A 23,128-nucleotide genomic window follows, 5' to 3' on the forward strand; every position below is an offset into this window, starting at 1 on the left:
AGACCGCGAGGCGGTCCTGATCAAGGCGCAGGACTGGATCGCCGTGCAGACCAAGTCACAGGGCTAGCTCAGGACCAGACGTCCGCACGCCTCTGCCCCACCCCGTGCGCTGCAGCCAGAGCGGAACAGGCGATCACTGTGCATGTTGTGACGATCAAGCCCTAGGGCTGCGACGTTCCGCCGTCAGCCGAAGAGAGCCGTTGGCGCCGGCGACCCTGGGCTGATCGAAGTTGAGGTTACCGAGCTTCCAGGATTGCAGCACCACAGAGGTGTCACCAACCGCCTTCGGCTTCACGCCACCCTCGGTCGCACGCTCAACCGTGAGAGCCTTGCCGCTCCAGGCAAGCAGAAGCTTCTCGTCCGGCCCAAAGCCTGCCTGATCCCACAGCTCGCGAGGCAGGCGGATGGAGGTGTAGAACCGGTCCGAGCGCTTGGCATCAGGAATCGATTTGACCACGACCTGAGCAGAGGCAGCTTTACGCGTTGGCCCTCCGGTTTTCCCTGAACGCTGAATCCGCTTCGCCAGCGCATCAGGCATCTCAATAGGTTCCGGTTCTGAGCTGACGTCCTGCTGTCGCTCGTTGCGAACCTTACCCGCTGAAATGGATTGTTGGGCGAGCGGCACGGCGGTGGGCGGGGCGAACGTCTGTACGGCAGACACAACCTCTCTGACACTGCCGGAAATTCCCTCAGCCGATTGGATCATCAGAGGTGCCAGGCGTGCAATCGCCTCGGTCTGCTGACCGCTAAGAGCCACCAGTTTGCTGACCTGCTCGACTATGAGTTCCATGGTGGACCGGAGGCTTTTGAAATCCGCAGCCATCCCGGTCAGGGCCTGCTCGACCTCAGGGGGCAGCGCAGGGGTTGATCCGGTCTGCTGAGGTACATGCGGAGCAGACGGGTGAGAGGACTGTATCTGCTTGGAACGGAAGACCTCAGCAGCGAGCTCCTCCGGCTTGCCTAAGTGGCGCGCCAGGATGTCAGCCGTATCCCGGGACCGCTTGTCCGCCGGGGCGCTCAGGCGGCTGGATGCGTTCGCAGCCTCTGGCGACCGATGGCGCTGAGCCTCTCGGGGTTCGGCTAGGCAAGCTGGACACAGATCATAGGCCCGCTCGCGTCCGAGAAGCCAGCCACGGTCCTTGAAGTAGCCTTTGACGAGCTCATCACCGGCAGGCCTGCTGGCCTCGTAGGTGTCTGTCTTGGGACACCCGGAGCATCGGGCGGTGAAACGGTACTTGGAAGGGGCTCCACCGGTACGGGTGATCTGCGGCTCGAACTGACGTGCGATGCCTGGCATCTTGCTGGTCCTATGAGGATTGTGAAGGGCTCTTTGAAATCGGAAGGGCTCAATGCCTTGAGCGACCCGTTTCGAAAGAAGCTGGCAAAGGATTTGCAGGCAATTAACGCCAAATCCGCAAAATTCCAAGATGCTGTCAAACCGTGCTTCGTTCCGTCACAACAGGACGCGCGGATGTCCAATCCAGTGAAGCGGCACGATGAATGGGTTGTGGTGATCTGCTTTGGCAGAACCTAACCGTGCGGGGATGTTGTATCCCTTACGCGTCTGCCGGCATCGGAAGCCACTCACTGCGGCTGTAGTCGAAGTAGCGCGTCACGGATTGGCCATTCCATTCGTACTGCAGATGACGCTCCTGGCGCGGGATCCCAACGACGTCGGGCCAAAAAGCCACCACGCAGTGGCCTTGCCGATAACGCACGCTTGGATAAAGCAGACCATTGCTGTGCTGCTCGCGTAGTGAGCGGGCAAGGGTTTGGCTAGTCCCGTAGGAGCTTGGATCCATCACTACGGCACGGTGCTCTTCAGGCTGTAAGGTTTCAATGTCATGAAAGCGGTTTGAGATAGGGCCGACCAACACCCTCATATCTTCGCGCCGCGGCGGATCATTCGCATCGCGTGCAAACGCCGCAAAGTGATGCACGGTCTCGGCGATGGCCGTCTGAAGGCTACCTGCTGCGTAGTACACCCCATATGTACCATCGGAGAAGCGTGATCCCTTTGGGTTCACATGGGTGAAGGATGCCATCACCCATGAGGCATTGATGCCACTGATCCGCCGCTCCGGTGGTACCAGGCTGATCTGGCCAACTTGATCCCGTACACGAGGGTTCGTGAGTTCCTCGAGCTCGATCAGTGCCTCCCAAACTGCAGTATTGGGCGAAACGCGCTCGAACAGATGGATTGGTGGAAAGCGCGAGGCGATGATACGCCACGCCTTTGCCCAATCGACGGCGGCCTCGGCGATCTCAAGACCAGGGAGCACGGGCAGCATCAATGTAGGTGCGGACGGCGGCAAGATCGGTTACGTCACCGGCGGCCATGCGCTCGAGTGGGGTTTGGCCTCCGAAGAAAGCATTTGGCCGCTTGACCCAGCTATCCGCAAGATCCGGCTGTGAGTATACGATCTGAAGGGCTTTCCAGATGCCGGCGATGTAGCCGATCCGGCGGAGCGTATCTTCGGGTAAACGCCCAACCTTACCCCTTTTCCACTCATAAAAAGTTCGTTCGGCAGGCGAGCCAAGAAGTCTGCGGGCGATGGTGTTGTCGACCCCCCAATGATCCATGATGCTGAAGAAGCCCTCAAGCGCCAGGCGCTGTCTGTCGACAGGCATCCTCTCAGCAACAGCCTGAACAGCTCCGCTCATAATGCCCTCCTGCGATATCGCACAATTTAGGTCATAAACTGCAGATCTGCAAGTACAGTTCCGTTGCTAAGCTAGTGGCAAAGGCGCCGAGTGGCACAACCGAGATGAAGTGTGAGGCGGGGACATTCCCCTTCCGGGTGCAACCCATTACTTTTATCAACACTTGCATCTTCAATGCAGATTCAATTGAAACGACATAACATTTTGCACAATTAGTATTTTGACAAGAAGTCTGCTGTTAGCTGGCCGCGTGATCACCCTAGCGCTTAAGAGAACTCACCGACACCAGGAGAACTTGACGATTGGTCACCGCATGAGAGCCTCGATTTCCGCATCTGTCAGCCGGCGCTCATGGCCGTCGGGCATCGTCACACAAAAGCAGCCCGCATCGTCCGTGAAGTACACAGGATTCCCTCTTCTCTGATGCTCCGCGACAGCCTCGGCGATGGCCTCACGGATTGCGCTCTTGAGCTGCTCGGACCACTCGGGTCCTCCATACTCAAGATCCTGTGGTTCGACCATCATCCCTTCCGCCTCGGTATCTGCTCAGACCTCACCAGAGTTGCCCCAGCCACCGTTGGAAATCTACGGGTCTGTCGCTGCAATGGATTAGCCTTCGCGTAGGCGACGGGCACATCCAGATGGTGCTCCTCGATGGTGGGATAAGCCGCCAGAATGCGATCCCGCGAGATCCCTGCCGTAACGGATGCCGCCAAGTCATAAACTAAGACCCGTGTGCCCTTAACAACCGGCATGCCATCAAGGATTTCAGGATCGCTCGTGACAAGGTCATGTACCAAGCTCGCTCGCCTTCTCTGAATCATGCATAGCCGCCGGATCGTAGGGCCTCCAGATAGGCAATGACCTGATCTGACTTACCCTCACGAACGAGGTCAGAAGCTGTCTTTCCGCCCCAGGCCGGAATGGGCTGATGCTTGAACCAGATCGCGGCCTGCTGCTCGCTGCCGGCCATTTCTTCAGCCATTGTGAGGATCTGGAGCGTCGCATCATCCATCACAAGCCATTCAAGCAGGGTTCACTGCGGACAGTATATGCCAAAGCCGACGCTGATACGATCCCCCCTGCCCGCTAGCGTCTCTGTCGGAGGGCGGCAATGCTACCCCTGCGGCGGAGTTCACCCGCTACGTGGATCCTGAAGCGATTGCATCAGTTAAGATTGGCGGCATTGGAGCCCAGTGGAGTGTCCCACGAGTAGCCAAACTCCTGCCTGGGGCAGCGAGGCAAGTTCTTCGATCAGAAGCAAAGCTTGAAGAGGCGGAATATGGCACACGCGAGCACCGATACCTTGGCCATCCGTGTCATGGATCGCACGGATCTCGATCAGGTAATCGACTGGGCGGCAGCCGAGCGCTGGAACCCCGGCCTCAAGGATGCTGAGTGCTTCCAGGCTGCCGATCCAGCAGGGTTCCTGATGGGTTGTCTTGGTGCCGAGCCCATCGGCTCCATCTCGGTCGTGCGCTACTCCAGCACATTCGGGTTTCTCGGGTTCTACATGGTCCGGCCGGATCGGCGAGGGCATGGGTTCGGCTATCGCCTCTGGCAAGCCGGGATGGACTACTTGGAGGACCGCACAGTCGGTCTCGATGGTGTCGTCGCTCAACAGGACAATTATGCCCGATCCGGCTTCGTGCTGGCGCACCGCAACGTGCGCTTCGGCGGCAGCCCGCAGGTCGAGCCTCCTCGGGACAAGCGCCTGAGGCTGGTGGGCTCTGACCTCGTCGCGGCCGTTCTGGCCTATGATCACCCATTCTTTGCCGCGCCGCGCGAGGCCTTTCTGCGCTGCTGGCTCAGGCCAGAGGCCCGGACTGCCATTGCCTTCGTGGAGGATGGAACAATCAGGGGCTATGGCGTCATTCGGGAATGCCAAAACGGCTACAAGATCGGACCACTCTTTGCCGACGGTGAGCGTGAGGCGGATCTGCTGTTCCAGGCACTTGCAGTAAAGGCTAAGGGGGCTCTGGTCTTCCTGGATCTACCGGAGCCGAACCAGGCTGCCGTTCAGCTGGCCGCCCGCTACAGTCTTTCGCCTGTGTTTGAGACAGCCCGGATGTACCGGGGCGTGCGGCCGGACCTGCCGCTTACCCGAACCTATGGGATCTCGACCTTCGAGCTCGGATAATAACTCAAAATTGCGGAGGAATTGACAATAGTGGGCCAACCGTCCCGGTTTGTGGCAGGCAGTCATTTTGACAAGAAGTCTGTAACTGGTGCTGTGGCAGGATCCTCTCCCAGGAGGATCTGATGCGGACCAACCATCGGCTGGCCCAGCTGTGACTCGATGCTCTGGCGACCGAGCTCGGGGCCTCGGTCGGTACCATCGACACCTACACCGACGATCTCAACTGCTACCTCGCCTGGCTCGATGAGAACAGCCTTGGCCTGAACGAAATCGGCTTGGAGCAGATGCGCGACTACATCGCCGCTCTCGATGGGCGCGACTATGCCAGCTCGACCATCGCCCGGCGTATCACGGTGGTGCGCGGCTTGCACAAGCTCCTGATCGCCGAGGAACTCGGCCCCCGCGATCCCACCTCTACCATGCCGGCCGTGAAGCGGCCCAGGAAGCTGCCCATCGTCCTATCCATTGCCGAAACCGAAGCGCTCTTGGAAACCGCCCACGCGCTCGCAGCCGATCCCTCGGTCGGCCTCTACCGTCAGGCAGGCTATGCCCGGAGAGCCGCCCTGTTCGAGACCCTCTATGCCTCCGGCATGCGGATCAGCGAGGCGCTGTCGCTGCAGTCTGACGCAGCGCCTCCTGGGACCCGCATGCTTCTGGTGCGCGGCAAGGGCGATAAGCAGCGGCTCGTGCCCCTGCATGAGCGGGCGACCGCGGCCATCGCCCTCTGGCAGAAGCTCGCTCATGCCTATTCCGGGAGCAAGCCGACCCAGTGGCTCTTCCACTCGGTCCGCAATAGCACCAAGCCTTTGACGCGCCAGGCAGCCGTGCTCGAAATCAAGGAGGCCGCGGTGGCCGCAGGGCTGGCCAGCCCCGAGCGGGTGTCACCGCACGTGCTGCGGCATGCTTTTGCCACCCACATGCATTCCGGCGGCACCGCCCTGCGGGTGCTGCAGGAGCTGCTCGGCCATGCCGGCGTTGAAACCACCCAGATCTATACTCATCTCGACACCTCCCGCCTGCACCAGATGGTCCGTGACCTCCATCCCCTGAATGCGCAAGCTGGTTCAGCTTGAAGATGATCGTGACCCGCCTCCAGTTTCGATTGACAGGAAGCACTCACAACTTCCCGGGACGGCGGCTGCGTTCGGACAAGGCGGCGCCGATCTGTTGTACCAATTCCGCGATGAGACCCGTGCTCTCCCAAGCATAGATGGAAATCATGATCGGGGCTTCGTCGCCGAATTGGGTATAAGGCCTCACGTAGCGCCCGAGCGTTGCGGCAATCGGGAGGAGGGTTATGCCAAGGCCCCCCTCGACGGCGACGAGCACGTTGTTGAGGCTGCTGCCTGAAAAGGCGATGTACCAATGGCGACGCTCACGCTCGATGCGGTCGAACATGGTCTCACGGTAAAGGCCCCCAGGAGGGAAGGTCACGAGGGGGACAGGGTCCGGCCAGGCATCAGGAGCATCCTTGCTCTCGAACCAGCCTGTGGATTCGGGGAAGCTGGTCCGACAATCGTTGCTAGGTGCCGGCTCCTTGACGACAACGATGTCGAACTCGCCGCCACGGTAACGCCGGGTCAGGTCGCGGCTCAGCCCGGCGCTGACGTCAAGACGGATCTCCTGATGGCGCCTAGCGAACTCGCCGAAAAGCTGGGCCATGGGACGGCTGAAGACATCTTCCGGAAGCCCGATATGAATGGGCATTGTGCCGGCCGGGTTGCCCAGTGCCGCCGTCGCCTCGCTCTGGAGCGCCATGATCCGATGGGCATACCCAAGGAGGCGTTCGCCTGCGGCGGAGGGGCGTATGGGGCGTGCGTCCCGATCCACCAAGGTCTGCCCAACGGCTTCCTCCAGCCGGGCGAGCTGCTGACTCAAGGTCGACTGGGTCATGTGCAGGCGCTCAGCTGCCCGGGTAAAGCCTCCGGCTTCGATGATTGCAATAAAGGTCCGCAATAGGCGTGGGTCGAGCATCGGCGACTCGTTGAAGCACTGCCACTGTTATTCAATAAATCAATAATCCTGATCTGAACATTTAATTTCCAGATGAAGTGCGCCGGCACTATCCTTCCGACACTGCAGTACAGAATTCTTGGCGGCGTGAGCGGATCTCGTTGTAGGAGATGCGACGATTGACAGCCTTATAACGGCTAAGCCGAACTCGGCAGCCGACGCACGCCCAAGTGCCGACCGTTACACCTCAGCGATAAGCAGACAGGAGCGACACGTGCAAAGTGCAAATCACCAAAGCCGAAGAGCCTTCCTTCATCATTCCGGTGGGCTGGCGGTTGCGTCCACGATACTGGGCTTGAGCGGTGCGCAGACCGCAGCCGCCGAGGCCACTTCCAAGACAAACCAGTCCCATCAGCAGGTCACAACGCTTAAAGACAGTCATTACTACTTGACCGATGTGCGCCTCGAAGAAGGCTTCGAGCGTGAGGGCGAAGTGGTGGTCGGCACCCGGACCGGAATCCATACGCTGGAAATCCAGGATGGTCGCATCAAAGCGGTGCACGACGCGGATGCCGCGTTGGAGGCAGCCCTACCGCGCTACAAAGCGCAGGGCAAGCTGCTTCTGCCTGCATTCCGAGACATGCACATACACCTGGACAAGACCTTCTATGGAGGACCGTGGCAGGCTCCCCTTCCCCGTCAAGGCAAGACCATCATGGATATGATTGCGCGGGAGGAAGTGCTTCTTCCAAAGCTGCTGCCAACCTCGCAGGCACGTGCGGAGACGCTGATTGACCTCCTCCTCTCGCAAGGCAGCTCAGTAGCCCGCAGTCACTGCAACATCGATCCAGTGAGCGGATTAAAAAGCCTGGAGCATCTGCAGCTTGCGCTGGCGAATTATCGCGACAGCTTCGAGTGCGAGATCGTCGCCTTCCCGCAGCACGGCCTGTTACATTCCAAGGTGGATGGGCTGATGCGTGAAGCCATGAGCATGGGCGTGCAGTACGTTGGCGGTCTGGACCCCACCAATGTTGACGGCGCCATGGAAGCATCGCTGGATGCGATGTTCCAGATCGCGCTCGACCACGACAAGGGTGTCGATATCCATATCCATGAAGCCAACCCTGCCGGCGTGGCGGCTCTCAACTACATGATCGCAACTGTCGAGAAGACCCCTGCTCTGCGTAACCGGCTGACGCTCAGCCACGCCTTCGCTCTGTCCACGCTGCGTCCCGAGGAGCTGAACGAGATGGCCGGGCGCATGGCCGCGCAGGGCTTGACCGTAGTGTCGACGGTGCCGATTGGACAGAGGACAATGCCGCTGCCGCAGCTGCGTGCCAAAGGGGTCAAGATTATGACCGGCACGGACAGCGTCATCGATCATTGGTCACCATTCGGTAGTGGTGACATGCTGGAGAAGGCCAACCTGTGGGCTCAGCTTTACGGTGGTAGCGACGAGTTCCGTCTGTCGCGCGCCCTTGCGATCGCCACCGGCGATGTGCTTCCGCTGAGCGACGATGGGAAAGTGGCTTGGCCGCGATCAGGTGACACGGCTGAGTTCGTTGTGGTTGATGCCAGCTGTTCCGCCGAGGCCGTCGCACGGCGCTCCCCGCGGCGGGCAACGTTCCACAAGGGGCGGTTGGTCTACGGTGCTGTTGAGCGTGCCTGAGGCAACAACCATCGGCCGAGCCGCTCACTGCTCCTGCAACGAGTTCCGATCATGCGAAGAAGTCTCGCCATCTCGATCCTTGTTGTACTCGGCATAGTGGGCCCATCGATGATGGTTGTTGGACAATCAACGAGAGGGAAAGACTTATTGGACGCCGTCACAGACAACGATGTCGATGCGGCACAGATTCAAGCTCTTCTCTCCCTCAGCGCTGACGTCGATGCGAGGGATGAAGCCGGGCGAACGGCGTTGCTCATCGCAACCCACGGCAACAGGATCGAGGTTGCGAGGGCGTTGATTGAGGCCGGCGCCGACGTCAATGCAAAGGATCTGATCAACGACAGCCCCTATCTCTATGCCGGGGCGCGTGGTCATCTCGAGATCCTGAAGATGACACTCGCGCACGGCGCGGATCTCAATAGCACCAATCGCTATGGCGGCACTGCTCTCATTCCAGCCGCGGAGCGTGGCCATGTTGACACTGTCCGCACTTTGATCGAGGCGGGCATCAGTGTGGACCACGTCAACAATCTCGGTTGGACCGCTTTGCTGGAGGCCATCATCCTGGGTGCTGGGGGCGAACGTCATTTGCAGATCGTCGAGCTTTTGGTGAAGGCAGGCGCCGACATCAACTTGGCGGATCGGGATGGCGTGAAGCCGCTGCATCACGCGCGCAGCCGTGGCTACAGGGAAATCGAAGCGATCCTTGTCGCGGCTGGAGCAATGTGAGCCACTCTCATCGGTCGGTCTAGCTGGAATGTCTTTGATGGATAAGGTCCGCCGATGTTATGGAGACCTCATCAGCGAGCGGGTTGCGTTCTAATAACCATGCTCGGTCAATGATAGCCAAAGCCAAAAGGAAGGTGGGAAGAGCGCGGATGGACCGCCTTCCGCCTTTGGTCACGTCTGCCCCCACGGAGCCTAGTGTGCACACGATGATCAAAGAGCACATTGGAGAACGAGTTCATGCGCTGAAGATCTCATAGCATTGCGCCTCTCTGGAGGTGGGATTCATCTAGGACATCATTACCGGTCGTCCCCAACATCCAGATGAGGATGCGGTGGCAAGCCTAGCTACCGTGTTCAACTCTAGCTACCGCGTTCAAATAAAGTCCGGCATATCTGATGGGCTAGAGCGACGATCTTGCCAGGGCTGAAGGGGCTCACGGCGCGACTGCAGTCCCTCCGGACGCGGTCTAGCAGGCCGACGCTGTAATGGCGCTCAGAATTGTCGACGAACTGCTAGCCGCCAGCCACGTCAAGGCAGCCCGTGTCGCTGTTAGGCGGGCTCTCAAGGCGATTGCTGTCGAATAAAGTCGAACAGGCTTTTACATCGTTCAAAATTCAATTGCATCGGTTGCCCCATTGCGTTTCCTATGAAGACGGTCAGCAAGCATGGATCGCTGTGATCCTTGAACCGAGAGCAGCCCGAGCTGCCAATTAGAAACCACTCGCCATAAAGTCTCCCGCTGCAGCTGGGATGGAAGCCTCAAAGCAAGAGTTATGGCCTTTCAGAACAACAGGATTAGGACATTCTAACTTTGCGGCTACACAAACAATGGCGCTAACAAAGATTATGTAACCTGATGCGGCTGCCGAGCATGGGCAAGGTGGCCTCGAGCCCGCGACCCTGGACATTGCGTCAGCCGATCCCTGGGAATGGCTTTGAAAGGAAGTCCGTGACAGTTACCGTCGCCGATCTACGCCTTTTGCGCACTTCACTCCCGTGTAGCCTCTGGCACCTTAGCTGGGTTAAACCTCAGTCAGAGATGCTCCATGATATCCATCATCCCGGCTGCTTTGGCAGCCAGCGGCCTCCTCCTGTCCGTCCCAGCGGCCTTCGCACAGAGCCAGATACAGCGTGGCGAGTACCTGGTGACCATCATGGACTGCACCGGCTGCCATACACCAGGCACCTTCCTCGGCAAACCCGATCTGCAGCGTCCTCTGGCTGGATCGGAGGTCGGCTTCCAGATCCCTGGCCTCGGTATCTTCTATCCGCCCAACCTGACCCCTGATCCCGACACAGGGCTCGGCAAGTGGAGCGAGGCCGACATCATCAAGGCGGTGCGATCCGGCGTCAGGCCGGACGGCCGGCAACTCGTGCCGATCATGCCGTACCATTCCTATGGCAAGCTCACGGATGGTGATGCCCGGGCTCTGGCTGGCTATCTCAAGAGCCTGAAGCCGGTCAGAAATCCGGTACCCGGTCCGGTCGGGGCCAACGAGAAGCCCTCAGCCCCTTACCTGACGGTGGTTATGCCCCAGTAGCCACCTGGAGCAGAGCACCCCAACCCAGAAGCCGGCAATCCCCGGGGAGGCGCACATGACATCTGACATGCTTGAGGCTGAGCTGGAGATGCACCTCGCTCGGCCGCTCCCACCTGAACCGCCGTTTGAGGTCATGGCAAATGTAACGGCCCTGCAGGATCGGGTCTATGCCATGGCCCCGCAGAGTTGGGACTATGAATCGGGTGATCCGCGACAGGATCCTGCAGCCGACTTCTCTCCGCACGACGAGAAATTGAAGCTTTAGGTTAACACCATCGCATGTTTGGTCGGAGCCAGTCGGCTGGAGTCGCTCTCCAGCGTGAGGCCCGCCTTGAGGATTGAGGAGCGAAAAGATGACGGACCAGGGTACCTGTCGCATCGTGCGGTACAACGGCGGCTACGAGGGGCGCCAGTGCCTCACTTATTTCGCAGGGATCTCGGCGCAGAGCGTCGGATCGCGCGGCATCTGCTGCGAATTCCTCCTAGAGCCCGGCCAAGGCGCATCTGCCTCTTGGCGACTAACCGAGTGTGTAGACGAGCGCCCAGCCGATAACACCTAGGGCAACCAGCAACCCGAACCATTCTAGGACGTGCGACAGCCTGTCAGTGGCGGGCGACTTCGGACGAGCCACCAGGAGCTTGTCATCATCGTCAGCCATGTTGAAGAAATCCTACAATAGGCGACAGATAGGACCGTGGGCATAAGCGCGTCATCACCTTCATCTCACTCGTGCAATCACGACAACTGCTTCAAACCCCTGCCGCTTGCGCTTTGAGGCCAAGGCAAACTCTGCGGAGAGTGCCTGCTCCTCTGTGGAGTGAACTGAGATGCTTCGCCGGTCGTGCGAGACCGACCAGACATCATCCCCTGTACGCGTTACCACCACCCGTTCCACGCTTGCGGCTCCCTTGGAGACCACTTCCAAGCGTAAATGTTCATCTCTGTTTCGCAATAAACTCAAAGGGATATATGGAAAAATTCCTTGAGATTATGGTTCTTGCTCGGATGATTACTTCCCGTGGCTAATGTCAGAGGCGGTAGGCTACCTGGAATGGGTGGAAGGCACGTTCGGGGATCTCTTCCAACTAACCCGGAGGGCGTTCCTCTACCCTCGGGTCTCCCCATCGGACGTGCACTTGCGTGCGTCAGGGCACAGCAGCCTCCGACGAAACTGGTTAATGAGCCCTTACCACAAGGACTGGGGTGCGGCATGCCAGCGAAAAAGCAGATAGGTTTTTCCTCTGCGCGACGTGAGATAGCGCGGTTTGAGCAGAAACTTAGTGCGATTGACGCACAGATCGCTCGACTGGAAAGAGATCCAGACCTTTGCCTTGCCACACGGGATCATTTTATCGTCTGGAAGCGGCCCTGCCTTTTTGCTGCTTGGTCTTCTATAATCCAATAGCCACCTCATCCGCGCCTCGTCAGCGAATAGCGGGGTATGGTGAAGGGATTTGTTGATGGCGCGGACGGAAGGACTCGACCCCGCACGGACAAGCACAAGGGATTTTGGGTCCCTTGCGTCTACCAAGTTCGCCATGTCCGCACGAGCCTATGATTAATGCCGCCGTTCAACTGAAGCAAACACCATGGAATGATGCCGAACCTATGCAATCTGGAATTCCCGCCGGACCCTCTTGCGGATCTCGTTCAACTCATCTTGCAGGGAATTGAGCTGTCCCTTCACGTCCTCGAAGGATGTGCACTCCAGAGTGATGAACAAGCGCCTACCCTCGCCCCGCATGTAGCGCAGAAGAGCAAAACTGATCGATGCCGGGTTGTCGGGAGTGCCGGGCTGAACGTACGACGTAAATAGTCGCAACAAAGCTCATCGACTAGGGCTTGCCCGTTAGCCATGCGGCCGCGCCAAATCCAGAGCAGGCACTGTTGCATTAACTTCGGGAGTGTAATCCGGATCGGCCAATCAAGGAGCGATCCTGTTGTCTCTGTTCAAGCGCCGCCGCTTTCCGGTTGAGATCATCCTTCTATGCGTGCGCTGGTACTGCAAGTACGGCATCAGCTATCGTGATCTCGCCGAGATGATGCAGGAACGCGGTGTCGCCGTTGCTCCATCCACGATCTTCCGCTGGGTTCAGCGCTATGCGCCAGAGATCGAGAAGCGAATCCGGCTCTACCAGGGACCTCGCTCAGGCTCCTGGACGGTGGACGAGACCTACGTCCGCGTAGGCGGCAAGTGGAAATACTTGTTTCGCGCGGTCGACAAGCACGGTCGGTTGGTTGCCTTCATGCTATCTGATCGCCGGAATACCAACGCTGCCTATCGTTTCTTACACAAGGCCATAAAGGCAATGAGCCACTATCCGCCATTCTCCAGCACGACGGACAAGCTGGCGTCATATCCCAAGGCGATCGAGCGCCTGCAGAACGAAGGGCTGTTGTCGAAAGATGTGGTACACCGCACGTCGAAATACCTCAACAACATCATCGAGGCGGATCATGGTGCGCTCAAGCGATTGATCCATCCAACACGCGGCTTTCAGACCATGAGCACCGCCGCCGCGACCCTGACGGGTTTTGAGATCATGCGCATAATCCGCCGCGGGCATTACCTCCAGCAGGGCCGTCGAGTGACAGGCGAAATAGGTCTCGTCAATCAGCTCTTCGGTCTTGCCCCTGAGCGGCCCGTTGAACCGGGTTCGTTATGCACATCTCAAGTGACTGCAACAGTGCCCCTCGTCAAACCTACTCGGCTGGCGTAGGATGGACTCTGCTGACCTGACTTCGGGATCATCGAATGAAGCGGCGCGAGTTTATCTCACTCATGAGCGTCGCGGTGGGTTGGCCGCTTGCCGTGCGAGCGCAACAGCCCGCACTGCCGGTGATCGGGTTCCTGAACAGCCGGTCCAGCGATGTCGATGCGTCGTTCTTAACCGCGTTTCACAAGGGCCTTGCCGAAACGGGGTTCGTTGAAGGTCACAATGTGACAATCGAGTACCGCTGGGCGAAAGGTCGGTATGATCAGTTACCTGCAATGGCAGCCGAACTCGTGCGGAAGTCGGTTGCGGTCCTGGTTTCAACCGGCGGCACCGTTGCCGCAAAGGCCGCGAAGGCTGTGACCCGAACCATTCCCGTTGTTTTTACGACCGCTGATGATCCGGTCAAAGTCGGCCTTGTGGACAGCCTTAGCCGGCCGGGCGGTAATCTCACCGGGATCACAGCGCTCTTCATCGAGGCTGCATCGAAGCGGCTGGAGCTTCTGCACGAACTGCTTCCCAGAGCGTCCACCATCGGCCTCCTCGTGAACCCAACCAATCCTGCGACCCTGATTGAGTCAAGTGTGGTCCAATCCGCCGCCCGCGGGCACCGCGTCGAAATCCTGAGCGTCAGCACCGACCGTGCCTTCGAGGACCTGAAGCAGAAGCAGGTGGACGCGCTTCTCATCGCGGCCGATCCGTTTCTGTTCGCACGTGCAGATCAGCTCGTCGCCTTGGCGGCCCGACAAGCGATCCCGACACTGTATTTCCGCAGTGAATTTGCCCAAGCTGGGGGTCTGATTTCCTTTGGATCGAACTTTGCCGACTTCTTTCGCGTCATCGGACTCTATGCAGGTCAGATCCTCAGGGGTGCCAAGCCGAGTGGACTGCCCGTACAACAGCCAACTAAGTTTGAACTGGTGATCAACCTCAAGACCGCGAAGGCGCTTGGGCTGACTGTTCCGCCATCGCTCCTGTCACAAGCCGACGAGGTAATCGAATGACGATGGTACAGACTGCCCAGACCTTGAGGCCAGCGGCAGTGGCTTGGGGTGGCTGGTTTCCGCCTGGCTTACTCCGCCCCGCTGCTGACGGAACTGCCTGAGGTAAATAGGCCATGAGCGTGCAGCGCCTCCGGTTCCATGGCCTCTTCCGCAAGTACTTTCTCGTGCTGTTTCTGGCAGTGGTCATTCCACTCGCCGCCAATGGCATCAGTGAAGCTTGGTTCGGCTATCGCGATCAGCGGGCCCGGCTCGACCAACTGCTCGGGGTTGAGGCAAGGTCGGCCGCTGCCAGGATCCAAGGCTTTCTCGACGACATCACCGGTCAGCTCGGCTGGCTGGTGCAACTCCCCTGGACCGGGGAGCTGGACGAGCGCCGGCGCATCGATGCTCTGCGCCTGTTGCGCCAAGTGCCCGCCATCGTCAGCTTGACCCTGGTCGACGGCTCCGGACGGGAGCGCCTGTACGTGTCGCGCATTGGCCTCAACCGAACCGAGAGCCACACGGATCGCTCGGGAGAGCCCGCCATCATCGGAGCCCGGTCGGCGCGGCTCTGGTACGGGGAGGTCAGCTACTACCGCGGGTCCGAGCCCTACCTGACAGTCGCGATCTCCGGCAACCGTCCGTCCGTGGGGGCCGTCGTGGCAGAGGTCAACCTTAAGCTGATCTGGGACGTCATCTCCTCCATCAGAGTTGGGCAGACAGGCTACGCGTTCGTGCTCGACAGCCCGGGACGGCTTATTGCCCACCCGGACATCAGCCTCGTCCTGCGCGGAGCGGATGAGGCCACGCTAGCGCCCTTTCAGGCGGCTCGACAGGCGGTCGGGCCTACTAGCGCGGGCTTTGCGACGAGCCATGACGCCGAGGGCAGCCCCATTGCGGTGGCCGCCGCCCCGATCCCCGGGCCGGATTGGACGATTGTGGTCGAGCAGCCGCTCACGGAGGCGTTCGGGCCGATCTATGCCGCTCTGTGGCGGACTGGCGTCCTTCTTCTCGGTGGTGCCCTCTTCGCTGGCCTGCTTGCCTATGCCTTGGCCCGTCGGATGACACAGCCGATCCGGCTGCTCGAGGAGGGCACAGAACGCATCGGCGCCGGGCAGTTCGACCATCTTATCGAGATCAGGACAGGGGACGAGCTCCAGCGCCTGGCCGACAGCTTCAACGCCATGGCGGCCGAGTTGGCGGTGTCGCAGGAGCGCCAGGAGCGCATTGCCAAGCTCAAGCGGTTCCTGGCCCCGCAGGTGGCCGAACTCGTTGACCGCAAGGGCGACGACGGCGTGCTCGAGGGCCGCCGCACCGAGGTGGTGGTGGTGTTCTGCGATCTGCGGGGCTTCACGGCCTTCTCGGCCAGAGCCGCTCCCGAGGAGGTCATGAGCGTGCTGTCGGAATACTACGACGCGCTCGGAGCGATCATCACCAGGTATGCGGCGACGCTCACCAGCTTCTCAGGCGACGGTCTGATGGTGCTCGTCAACGCGCCTGTGCCGGTCGACGAACCAGCTGTGCGGGCGGTGGATCTGGCAGTGGAGATGCAGGTAAGTGTGCAGGAGCTGATCGTCGGCTGGCGGGAACGAGGCTACCGGATCGGATTCGGGGTGGGACTTGCCATGGGACCGGCCACGGTCGGGCGTATCGGCTACGAGAACCGGTTCGACTACACGGCGATCGGCAGCGTCGTGAACCTCGCCGCCCGATTGTGCGCGTCGGCCTCAGATAGCGAGATCCTCGTGGATGCGACGGCTGCGGAAGCGGTTAAGGACAAGCGCCATGTTCACCCAATCGGCATGCGTCTGATCAAGGGATACGACGAAGAGTTCCTAGTGTACTGCGTAGGCTTCACCCAGCGGCCTCAAGCTTCATGATCGCCCGTCTTCCTAGTTGGCTCGAACCGGTTTCGTGAGACGGCTATTGCGGCTATGCTGACGCCAAGTCGTCGGATGCCCCTGAACACGTAGGATGACCAGATGATAGCGGTTGGAACGAAATCCTATCGCCCATATGTCCTTCGCCTTCACGCCTGGCCTCCAGTGCGATGAGACGGCGGGACGCCCTCGCATGGCTTGGCGGCGCGGCGGCATGGACGCTCCCGGTGCGTGCACAATCACCCGCCATGCCCATTATAGGCTACCTCGCGCCGGAATCGCCCAGACCGTTCGACAGTCGCCTTAAGGCGTTCCGGCAAGGCCTTGCCGACGCCGGCTATGTTGAGGGCCGCAATGTAGAGATCGAATACCGATGGGCGGAGGGCCGGTACGACCGGTTGCCCGCATTGGCGGCTGATCTCGCCAGCCAAAAGGTCGCCGTCCTCGTTGCGTCCGGCGGCGCACCTGCCGCGCTTGCCGCGAAAGCCGCGACGAAGACGATCACCATTGTCTTCGAGATGGGGGGTGACCCCGTCGCGCTCGGCGTGGTCGACAGCCTGTCTAGGCCGGGAGGCAATCTCACGGGGGTGTCAAGTCTGAGCGTGGAAGTCTCACGCAAGCGACTGGAATTCATGCATGACCTGCGTCCGGCCGCGCCGTCCTTCGCCGCTGCCGTCAACCCGACTAGCCCAACCTCGGGATCTCAGGTGCGGAACCTCCAGGCAGCCGCCGAGGCACTCGGGGTTCGGCTCCATGTCATGAATGCCAGCAATGAAGGCGAGTTTGAAGCGATGTTCCTGGCCGCTACCCGAGAACAGGCAGGAGGGCTGGTATTCACCTCGGATCCTTACTTTGCCTTCCGCAGCACACAGCTCGCCGATCTGTGCTTTCGCTATTCTATGCCTGCCGTCACGCAGTCCCGCGACTTTCCCGCGGCAGGCGGCCTGATGAGCTATGGCGGCGACTTCGCGCAATCCCATCGCCGCGCCGGCAGCTATGCCGGACAGGTTCTGAGCGGAGCAAAACCGTCCGGTCTGCCGGTGCAGCTCGTTACGAAAGTCGAATTGGTGATCAATCTGAAAACCGCGAACTCCCTCAGCATCGCAGTCCCGCCTTCACTGATTAGCGGTGCCGATATGGTCATCGAATGACGCTGCTTTTCGATTTCCAGCTGACGCTATGCGAGTGACGTCGCGCATTGCGATGCAAACTCAGTGACCGCGTCCGTGAAGTCGCGGCATCTTGTACCAACGACGTCTTAAGCGGTTCGACCTGGGTCCTCAAGCGAGATCGCGTGAGAGTCGCCTCTCAGTCTGATGTGAGAACACGGATCAAGTCTTGCCACTATTCACTTCTCAGCAGAGACGGCAATTTGTGAACGTCCTCTCCGGGTTATCCAGCGACGATCCCTGACTTTCAGGAACGTCTACTGTTTCTGCAGTAAGCCCACCTTCGGCTTACTTCCGGGAGGTGCCATTTTGCGACCTTCCGAGCTTGTAGCCCGTTGCGTGCCAGATCCTTCAATGGCTTACGTCGAGAATGTCGGAAAGCGGTGTGTGGAACAGGGAGCGAGCCCCCAGCGTTGAGGGCCATTGCCCTCAAGCAGAGATCATGGGACTGATCCCGAGCAGCCAGATCTTGAACTGCAGAAACTCCGGAACTGGAGAAGGACCCGGCGGCTCCGGATTGGATGGGGTACGCATTGGCGAATGAAAGTGTCTCGCAGCCTTGTTGCGCCTGGCCGGAAACGTTGTACCGCTGACTCGCTACCAGTCTGCCCAACAAACCCTTTTGCTCTCTTTAATCGCTACAAGCGCTTCAGGACTAGAGGGCGTCACCTAGGACATTTCGGCTGCTTCTCATAGGTCCTGTAGGCTCTACTTCCTTATGATCTCTTCACTGCAGGCCCAGATCTGTCTGGAAGCTGATCGGCAACTGCGCCGCATTTTCCAAGGCAGGCAGTTGCAACAGGAGTAGGATATGCCTCTCAGCTCTGTCGATTGGTTTTTGCGCAGCGTTGGATTGACCTCAGTTCTTCTCGCCCTACTGCAGGCAGCGCCCGGTCATGCGCAAGGGGTGGGGTACCTCGTGCCGGCTCTCGGCGGAGACAAGGGGCAGGTGGAGCCGGAATACAAATGCGATTTGCCTGGAATGCCTGTGATCACCCTTGAGACGCAGAGCAAGTACAAGCAGGCCGATAGCTCCCGCGCAACGATCGATGAAACCGCCAACGAGAACTATCTGGAGGCTATGGTGCCACTTAGGGCTTACGCCAAAGGGCTCGTGCAGATAGCCAACGATTATGTGCGCTCAAGCCCGACAAATCCAGCGGCAGCCGCTTGTGCGCTTAATTGGCTGGAGCATTGGGCCTCGGCCAACGCAATGACCGACATGCGCTCGAAGCACGCCCTGTTCAACCTGGGCCAGACGCTCGGGGGTTTCGCGCTGGCCTATCTCCAGATCCGGAATGCTCCAGACTTGCAGGGGGACAAGAAAAAGCGGGTTGAAGCCTGGCTCAAGGCACTCGGCCAGCAGGTGGTCAACTTCATGAATCAAAACCACGAGGTCTCAGGGCGGAACAACCACCGCTACTGGGCAGGCCTTGCCGCCTCTGCAGCCGGTATCGCTGCCGATGACATGCGCTTGGCCGATTGGGGCATTGAGAGCGCCCGCATCGGCCTTTCGCAAATCACCCCGGAAGGCACGCTGCCGCTCGAGCTTGACCGGGGCAAGCGTGCCCGCGACTACCACATCTACGCCGCGGAACCGCTCGTCGCCACGGCGGAATTGGCGCGCAGCCGGGATTTCGATCTCTATGCCGATAAGGATGGCGCTCTGAAGCGGCTGGTGGACCGGGTGGTCGCATCCCTTGACGACCCATTCTTCTTCGAGAAGGCAACGGGCGCGAAGCAGGAGACTTTCCCCAATGACGGCATCGTGCCCGCCAACCGCATCGCTTGGCTCGAAATCCATCAGCGCCATTTCCCCTCGCCTCGGATCGAGGCGCTGCTGGCATCGAGACGGCCCCTCGCCTCAAGCAGGATCGGTGGCGATCTGACACTTCTTTTTCACGGCAGCAAGTGACACTGCAGCTCATGCTTGCGACGGGGCGAGATGACCCTCGTCAGGCGGCCGGAAAACCGTCCTGCAGGCCCCGCTCCTCTTTAAATCATGCCGAGACCGCCGTTGATATGGATGATCTCTCCGGACAAATAGGATGCGTGGTCCGATGCGGGGAAGACTACGGCTTCGGCCACATCCTCTAGAGTGCCCTCCCGACGGACAGGCGTTCGCTCAACGATCGCCTTGCGTCCCTCGGGTGTATTGAAGGTATCATGGAAGCGCGTGCCGATGGGGCCGGGCGCCATGCCATTGACGCGGATCCCCAATGCGCCGACCTCCTTCGCCAGCGCCCCGACATAAACCGCGACGGCGCCCTTGGTGGCAGCATAATGGGAGGCGCCGGGGCCGCCACCGTCGAACGCTGCAAGCGAGGTCACCGGCACGATGCTTCCGGATCTCCGTGGCTCCATGCTGCTCAGAGCCGACTGGCAGGCGAGGAACGTGCTCGTGAGATTGACGGCAATCGCCTCCTGCCAGAGGTCCAGGAAAGTCTCGACGCAGCGGCTGCGCTTGAGCAGACCGCCGGCACTGGCAAAGAGGATATCGACTGGTCCGAACGCCTCCTCAGCCCTCCCGAGAGCATCGGCAACGGCGGCCGGATCCGTCATGTCGGCCTTGATGCCCATGACTTGCCGCCCCGAGCCGTTGAGTTCGCGCTCCAGGATGTCGGCTTCCTCGGCACGGTCATGTAGGAGAAAGCCACTTTCGCCCCCTGTGAGGCGAACGCGCGGGTGGCAGCCGCGCCGATCCGGGATGACCCACCCTGATGAGAACGGTCTTTCCGGCCAACAGGGGCTCCGATCTCATGGCAACCTCCCTGCGGACGACCTAGACTTGAGGTCTTTCACCATTAACTGGGCCTTGCAAGGGCCCCGTCAACTGATATCTTAGAGTAGACCGCTGATATCTCAATCATGGTAACAATCCTGGAAAGACCACTCACGGACATCCTTCATCCCGGTCTCTTGGCCGGGGACGAACCGCTCGTCGCGCAGGTGCACAAGGCGCTGCGGGAACTCATCATCGAGATGGTCCTGCTTCCCTGGCAGACCCTCTCGGAAAAGGACGTAGCCGCGCCCCTGAAGGTCAGCAAGACGCCCGTGCGCGAGGCGATAATCCGGCTTTCCGAGGAAGGCCTCGTCACGGTGGTTCCGAAAAGCCGAACCTATGTGGCGCCTATCAACCTTGATCGCTTTCTGGAAGGCTGCTTCGTTCGCCTGCAGCTCGAGAGCGGCGCTGCCAAGCGTGCCGCTACGGAACGGAGCTTAGACGACGTCTGCAACCTGAAAGCCTGCCTCGCCTGTCAAGAAGAGGCCGTTGCGTCCCAGGATTACACGGCGTTCCGGCACCTCGACGAGGAGTTTCACTCTATCATTATCGAGTCCGCAAAATTGCCAGGGATCATTCAACTTATCGACACCGCGAAAGTCGAGATAGACCGAATCCGCAGCCTCAAGCAGCGCCTGAATATCCGCGCCACGGATCGGGTCCTGGCTCAGCATCGGTCCATCACGGCAGCTATCGCCAACAAGGATCCGGCAGAAGCCGAAGCGGCCATGCGAGGCCATCTCGGCAGCATCGAGACGAAGGTTTGGGAACTCGGAGAAAACCCGGAGTTCTGGGCGCTCTTCGAGGCGATCAACCGGGAACGGCCACGGTACAGGCTCTCCGCATAAGCCAAGAATGTGAGCGGAGGCGAAGGGAGGAATGCAGGATGGCAGACGCGGCACTCGACAGGGAGAGCGGCGGCGGATCCGTGAGGATGATGGATGGCGTTATTGCGACGCCCGAGCTTGCCGTGCCGCCCGCAATTTCCTCGATCGACCGAGGATCCGACATCCGAAGAGCCTTCCGCACTCTGCTCAGCGACATGCGCCGGGACTGGCAGCTCTATGTGCTGCTCGCTCCCATGATCATCTGGTTCGTGGTCTTCCTCTACACGCCGATGTACGGGCTTCAAATCGCTTTCAAGCAGTACAGCCTCTTCCGTGGAATCGAGGGCAGCCCGTGGATCGGCTTCGACAATTTCGTCGCACTCTTCAGCAACGAGTACTTCCTGCGAGCGGTCAAGAACACGCTCCTCATCAGCTTCTACTCGCTCGTGTTCGCGTTTCCAGTTCCGATCATCCTTGCCCTGATGTTCAATGAGATTCAGCATCAAGGATTTCGCAGGATTGCCCAAACTATCACCTACATGCCGCATTTCATCTCGGCAGTGATCATCGCCGGTCTCGTGGTGAACTTCCTGTCGCCCACGACCGGGATCGTGAACATTCTCCTGGACCGTCTCGGCTTCGAGAAGATCTACTTCCTCACGATCCCGGAATACTTCCGGCCGATCTTCATCGGCTCCAACATCTGGAAGGAAGCCGGATTCGACTCTATTGTCTATCTGGCGGCCATCGCCGGCATCAATCCGGCGCTTTATGAATCCGCCCGCATGGACGGCGCCTCGCGCTTGCAGATGATCCGCTACATCACGCTGCCGTCGCTCCTTCCGGTGATCATGATTATGCTGATCATCCGAGTCGGCCAGCTCATCGAGGTCAACTTTGAGTATATTATCCTGCTCTACCAGCCCGCGACCTTCGAGACGGCCGATGTGATCTCGACCTTCATCTACCGTGCAGGCCTCCAGAACAATCAATACGCGCTCGGCACGGCGGCAGACCTCTTCAACGCGGTTGTGGCACTCGTGCTGGTGGTGAGCGCCAACTGGCTGAGCCGGCGCTATAGCCAGCATTCGGTATGGTGAGGTCCTTGTATGGCTACTCGCGCGCCCACACCCGATACCTCACACGAACCCTTCAACCTCTACACTCGGGGAGACAGGGTCTTCGGCGTTGCCAATACGGTTCTCCTCCTGCTCTTCGTGCTGAGCACACTCTATCCATTCGTCTACATCCTGTCGGCATCGCTGAGTTCGGGCTTTGCGGTCACGTCAGGCCAGGTGACGCTTTGGCCGGTGGAGATCACGCTCGCCGCCTACGAATACGTCCTCGCGGATCAGAAGTTCTGGATTGCCTACGGCAACACGCTCTTTTATGCCTTTTTCGGAACGATCACGAGTCTCCTCATTATGGTGCCCGGCGCGTTCGCGCTGTCGCGGGCGAGGCTCAGAGGGCGTCGCATCATCGGCTTCATGGTGGCCTTCACTATGTGGTTCCATGCGGGGCTTATCCCGTTCTTCCTCAACATCCGCGATCTCGGACTGCTCGACGCCCGTATAGGGATCGTGCTGGCATTCGCCTGCAATGCCTTCAGTGTGATCCTTCTGCGCAACTACTTCGAGTCCGTGCCGGCCTCGTTCGAAGAGGCTGCCCGGATCGACGGCGCGAGCGACTTCCAACTCCTGTGGAAGATCTTCATCCCGCTTGCCAAGCCGGCGATCATGACGGTCGGGCTCCTGTGCCTCGTTTCCCGCTGGAACGGCTATTTCTGGGCCATGGTGCTTCTGCGCAGCGAGGAGAAGGTTCCTCTTCAGGTCTACCTAAAGAGGACGATCGTGGACATGCGCAGCGACGACAGCTTCGCCAGCGGGCTCATGTCCACGGAATATTCGTTCGAAACGATCACAGCGGCCATCATGGTCGTGTCGATCCTGCCCATCGTGATCGTTTTTCCGTACGTCCAGAAATACTTCAATAAAGGAATTACACTCGGCGGAGTCAAAGAATGACGAGGGAACGCCGGGCCGGGTCGACGCGCCCCAAAGGAAACGCTTTCGGAG

The 23,128-nt window shown here is 59.8% G+C and carries 22 protein-coding genes and 1 pseudogene; 14 read left to right on the forward strand and 9 right to left on the reverse strand.

Features of this window, described 5'->3' with window-relative positions; translation table 11 throughout:
- Positions 1-154: 154 nt before the first annotated feature.
- The 6 genes and pseudogenes from JKL45_RS22100 to JKL45_RS22125 all read right to left on the reverse strand — a co-directional run.
- Positions 155-1,297: a hypothetical protein gene (locus JKL45_RS22100; RefSeq protein ID WP_201863784.1), complete on the reverse strand. Its 1,143-nt coding sequence runs from the start codon at positions 1,295-1,297 to the stop codon at positions 155-157.
- A gap of 259 nt (positions 1,298-1,556) precedes the next feature.
- Complete coding sequence (locus JKL45_RS22105) at positions 1,557-2,291, reverse strand: RES family NAD+ phosphorylase (protein ID WP_201863786.1); 735 nt, start codon at positions 2,289-2,291, stop codon at positions 1,557-1,559.
- Positions 2,266-2,664 carry an MbcA/ParS/Xre antitoxin family protein gene (locus tag JKL45_RS22110; RefSeq protein WP_201863788.1) on the reverse strand — a complete coding sequence of 133 codons (399 nt, stop codon included), beginning with the start codon at positions 2,662-2,664 and terminating at the stop codon, positions 2,266-2,268. Before JKL45_RS22110 ends, JKL45_RS22105 begins: the two co-directional genes overlap by 26 nt.
- A 306-nt stretch (positions 2,665-2,970) precedes the next feature.
- Positions 2,971-3,189, reverse strand: coding sequence for a hypothetical protein (locus JKL45_RS22115; protein ID WP_201863789.1), 219 nt, complete (start codon positions 3,187-3,189; stop codon positions 2,971-2,973).
- Positions 3,186-3,488: a DUF433 domain-containing protein gene (locus JKL45_RS30865; protein WP_376771060.1), complete on the reverse strand. Its 303-nt coding sequence runs from the start codon at positions 3,486-3,488 to the stop codon at positions 3,186-3,188. Before JKL45_RS30865 ends, JKL45_RS22115 begins: the two co-directional genes overlap by 4 nt.
- Positions 3,485-3,664: pseudogene (locus JKL45_RS22125) on the reverse strand (MbcA/ParS/Xre antitoxin family protein); the annotation flags it as partial. The gene JKL45_RS30865 and the pseudogene JKL45_RS22125, both read right to left, overlap by 4 nt.
- A gap of 282 nt (positions 3,665-3,946) precedes the next feature.
- Here JKL45_RS22125 and JKL45_RS22130 point away from each other — a divergent pair.
- A complete protein-coding gene (locus tag JKL45_RS22130; protein ID WP_201863792.1) occupies positions 3,947-4,804 on the forward strand; it encodes a GNAT family N-acetyltransferase in 858 nt (285 codons plus the stop codon).
- 164 nt (positions 4,805-4,968) lie between these two features.
- On the forward strand, positions 4,969-5,877 hold the full coding sequence (locus JKL45_RS22135; protein ID WP_246498807.1) for a tyrosine-type recombinase/integrase: 909 nt from the start codon (positions 4,969-4,971) through the stop codon (positions 5,875-5,877).
- A 43-nt stretch (positions 5,878-5,920) separates the two neighbouring features.
- Here JKL45_RS22135 and JKL45_RS22140 read toward each other — a convergent pair whose 3' ends face one another.
- Entirely contained in the window at positions 5,921-6,778 is an 858-nt protein-coding gene (locus tag JKL45_RS22140; RefSeq protein WP_201863793.1) for a LysR family transcriptional regulator, read from the reverse strand.
- Positions 6,779-7,112: 334 nt separating this feature from the next.
- Here JKL45_RS22140 and JKL45_RS22145 point away from each other — a divergent pair, with 334 nt between their 5' ends.
- The 4 genes from JKL45_RS22145 (at position 7,113) to JKL45_RS22160 (ending at position 10,962) form a co-directional block, all read left to right on the forward strand.
- Entirely contained in the window at positions 7,113-8,426 is a 1,314-nt protein-coding gene (locus JKL45_RS22145) for an amidohydrolase family protein (RefSeq protein WP_246498800.1), read from the forward strand.
- Positions 8,427-8,477: 51 nt separating this feature from the next.
- Positions 8,478-9,155, forward strand: coding sequence for an ankyrin repeat domain-containing protein (locus tag JKL45_RS22150; RefSeq protein ID WP_246498802.1), 678 nt, complete (start codon positions 8,478-8,480; stop codon positions 9,153-9,155).
- Positions 9,156-10,202: 1,047 nt separating this feature from the next.
- A complete protein-coding gene (locus JKL45_RS22155; RefSeq protein WP_201863797.1) occupies positions 10,203-10,697 on the forward strand; it encodes a c-type cytochrome in 495 nt (164 codons plus the stop codon).
- Positions 10,698-10,752: 55 nt separating this feature from the next.
- Positions 10,753-10,962, forward strand: a complete 210-nt coding sequence (locus tag JKL45_RS22160) for a hypothetical protein (protein WP_201863800.1) — start codon at positions 10,753-10,755, stop codon at positions 10,960-10,962.
- A gap of 253 nt (positions 10,963-11,215) precedes the next feature.
- Here the strand turns inward: JKL45_RS22160 and JKL45_RS22165 are convergent, their stop codons facing one another.
- Positions 11,216-11,356: a hypothetical protein gene (locus tag JKL45_RS22165; RefSeq protein WP_201863802.1), complete on the reverse strand. Its 141-nt coding sequence runs from the start codon at positions 11,354-11,356 to the stop codon at positions 11,216-11,218.
- Between the two features lie 1,282 nt (positions 11,357-12,638).
- Here JKL45_RS22165 and JKL45_RS22170 point away from each other — a divergent pair.
- The 5 genes from JKL45_RS22170 to JKL45_RS22190 all read left to right on the forward strand — a co-directional run bounded on the left by JKL45_RS22170 (position 12,639) and on the right by JKL45_RS22190 (position 19,359).
- Positions 12,639-13,418, forward strand: coding sequence for an IS6 family transposase (locus tag JKL45_RS22170; RefSeq protein ID WP_246498803.1), 780 nt, complete (start codon positions 12,639-12,641; stop codon positions 13,416-13,418).
- A 35-nt stretch (positions 13,419-13,453) separates the two neighbouring features.
- Positions 13,454-14,416: an ABC transporter substrate-binding protein gene (locus JKL45_RS22175; RefSeq protein WP_201863804.1), complete on the forward strand. Its 963-nt coding sequence runs from the start codon at positions 13,454-13,456 to the stop codon at positions 14,414-14,416.
- Positions 14,417-14,529: 113 nt separating this feature from the next.
- Positions 14,530-16,275: a cache domain-containing protein gene (locus tag JKL45_RS22180; RefSeq protein ID WP_201863807.1), complete on the forward strand. Its 1,746-nt coding sequence runs from the start codon at positions 14,530-14,532 to the stop codon at positions 16,273-16,275.
- A 170-nt stretch (positions 16,276-16,445) separates the two neighbouring features.
- Positions 16,446-17,426 carry an ABC transporter substrate-binding protein gene (locus JKL45_RS22185; protein WP_201863809.1) on the forward strand — a complete coding sequence of 327 codons (981 nt, stop codon included), beginning with the start codon at positions 16,446-16,448 and terminating at the stop codon, positions 17,424-17,426.
- An 829-nt stretch (positions 17,427-18,255) separates the two neighbouring features.
- On the forward strand, positions 18,256-19,359 hold the full coding sequence (locus JKL45_RS22190) for an alginate lyase family protein (RefSeq protein ID WP_201863811.1): 1,104 nt from the start codon (positions 18,256-18,258) through the stop codon (positions 19,357-19,359).
- Positions 19,360-19,439: 80 nt separating this feature from the next.
- Here JKL45_RS22190 and JKL45_RS22195 read toward each other — a convergent pair whose 3' ends face one another.
- The gene (locus JKL45_RS22195; RefSeq protein ID WP_201863823.1) at positions 19,440-20,153 is read right to left on the reverse strand and encodes an SDR family NAD(P)-dependent oxidoreductase; all 714 of its coding nucleotides are present in this window, start codon (positions 20,151-20,153) and stop codon (positions 19,440-19,442) included.
- A gap of 159 nt (positions 20,154-20,312) precedes the next feature.
- On the opposite strand from JKL45_RS22195, the gene JKL45_RS22200 reads away from it, so the two are divergent.
- From JKL45_RS22200 to JKL45_RS22210, 3 genes are all read left to right on the forward strand, one after another.
- A complete protein-coding gene (locus JKL45_RS22200) occupies positions 20,313-21,074 on the forward strand; it encodes a GntR family transcriptional regulator (protein ID WP_201863813.1) in 762 nt (253 codons plus the stop codon).
- Between the two features lie 194 nt (positions 21,075-21,268).
- Positions 21,269-22,153 (forward strand): ABC transporter permease, encoded by an 885-nt coding sequence (locus JKL45_RS22205; RefSeq protein WP_312897015.1) that lies wholly within the window; start codon positions 21,269-21,271, stop codon positions 22,151-22,153.
- 9 nt (positions 22,154-22,162) lie between these two features.
- Positions 22,163-23,077: a carbohydrate ABC transporter permease gene (locus JKL45_RS22210; RefSeq protein ID WP_201863815.1), complete on the forward strand. Its 915-nt coding sequence runs from the start codon at positions 22,163-22,165 to the stop codon at positions 23,075-23,077.
- Positions 23,078-23,128 lie beyond the last annotated feature (51 nt).

The organism is Microvirga soli (assembly GCF_016734765.1).
GTDB lineage: Bacteria > Pseudomonadota > Alphaproteobacteria > Rhizobiales > Beijerinckiaceae > Microvirga > Microvirga soli.

Excerpts from the sequence above, each read along its gene's own strand:
- JKL45_RS22115 (WP_201863789.1), bottom strand. The coding sequence starts at position 3,189 with ATGATGGTCGAACCACAGGATCTTGAGTATGGAGGACCCGAGTGGTCC.
- JKL45_RS22205 (WP_312897015.1), top strand. The coding sequence starts at position 21,269 with ATGCGCCGGGACTGGCAGCTCTATGTGCTGCTCGCTCCCATGATCATC.
- JKL45_RS22160 (WP_201863800.1), top strand. The coding sequence starts at position 10,753 with ATGACATCTGACATGCTTGAGGCTGAGCTGGAGATGCACCTCGCTCGG.
- JKL45_RS22180 (WP_201863807.1), top strand. The coding sequence starts at position 14,530 with ATGAGCGTGCAGCGCCTCCGGTTCCATGGCCTCTTCCGCAAGTACTTT.
- JKL45_RS22185 (WP_201863809.1), top strand. The coding sequence starts at position 16,446 with ATGAGACGGCGGGACGCCCTCGCATGGCTTGGCGGCGCGGCGGCATGG.
- JKL45_RS22210 (WP_201863815.1), top strand. The coding sequence starts at position 22,163 with ATGGCTACTCGCGCGCCCACACCCGATACCTCACACGAACCCTTCAAC.
- JKL45_RS22175 (WP_201863804.1), top strand. The coding sequence starts at position 13,454 with ATGAAGCGGCGCGAGTTTATCTCACTCATGAGCGTCGCGGTGGGTTGG.
- JKL45_RS22200 (WP_201863813.1), top strand. The coding sequence starts at position 20,313 with ATGGTAACAATCCTGGAAAGACCACTCACGGACATCCTTCATCCCGGT.
- JKL45_RS30865 (WP_376771060.1), bottom strand. The coding sequence starts at position 3,488 with ATGATTCAGAGAAGGCGAGCGAGCTTGGTACATGACCTTGTCACGAGC.
- JKL45_RS22100 (WP_201863784.1), bottom strand. The coding sequence starts at position 1,297 with ATGCCAGGCATCGCACGTCAGTTCGAGCCGCAGATCACCCGTACCGGT.
- JKL45_RS22155 (WP_201863797.1), top strand. The coding sequence starts at position 10,203 with ATGATATCCATCATCCCGGCTGCTTTGGCAGCCAGCGGCCTCCTCCTG.
- JKL45_RS22165 (WP_201863802.1), bottom strand. The coding sequence starts at position 11,356 with ATGGCTGACGATGATGACAAGCTCCTGGTGGCTCGTCCGAAGTCGCCC.
- JKL45_RS22150 (WP_246498802.1), top strand. The coding sequence starts at position 8,478 with ATGCGAAGAAGTCTCGCCATCTCGATCCTTGTTGTACTCGGCATAGTG.
- JKL45_RS22110 (WP_201863788.1), bottom strand. The coding sequence starts at position 2,664 with ATGAGCGGAGCTGTTCAGGCTGTTGCTGAGAGGATGCCTGTCGACAGA.
- JKL45_RS22105 (WP_201863786.1), bottom strand. The coding sequence starts at position 2,291 with ATGCTGCCCGTGCTCCCTGGTCTTGAGATCGCCGAGGCCGCCGTCGAT.
- JKL45_RS22140 (WP_201863793.1), bottom strand. The coding sequence starts at position 6,778 with ATGCTCGACCCACGCCTATTGCGGACCTTTATTGCAATCATCGAAGCC.
- JKL45_RS22190 (WP_201863811.1), top strand. The coding sequence starts at position 18,256 with ATGCCTCTCAGCTCTGTCGATTGGTTTTTGCGCAGCGTTGGATTGACC.
- JKL45_RS22130 (WP_201863792.1), top strand. The coding sequence starts at position 3,947 with ATGGCACACGCGAGCACCGATACCTTGGCCATCCGTGTCATGGATCGC.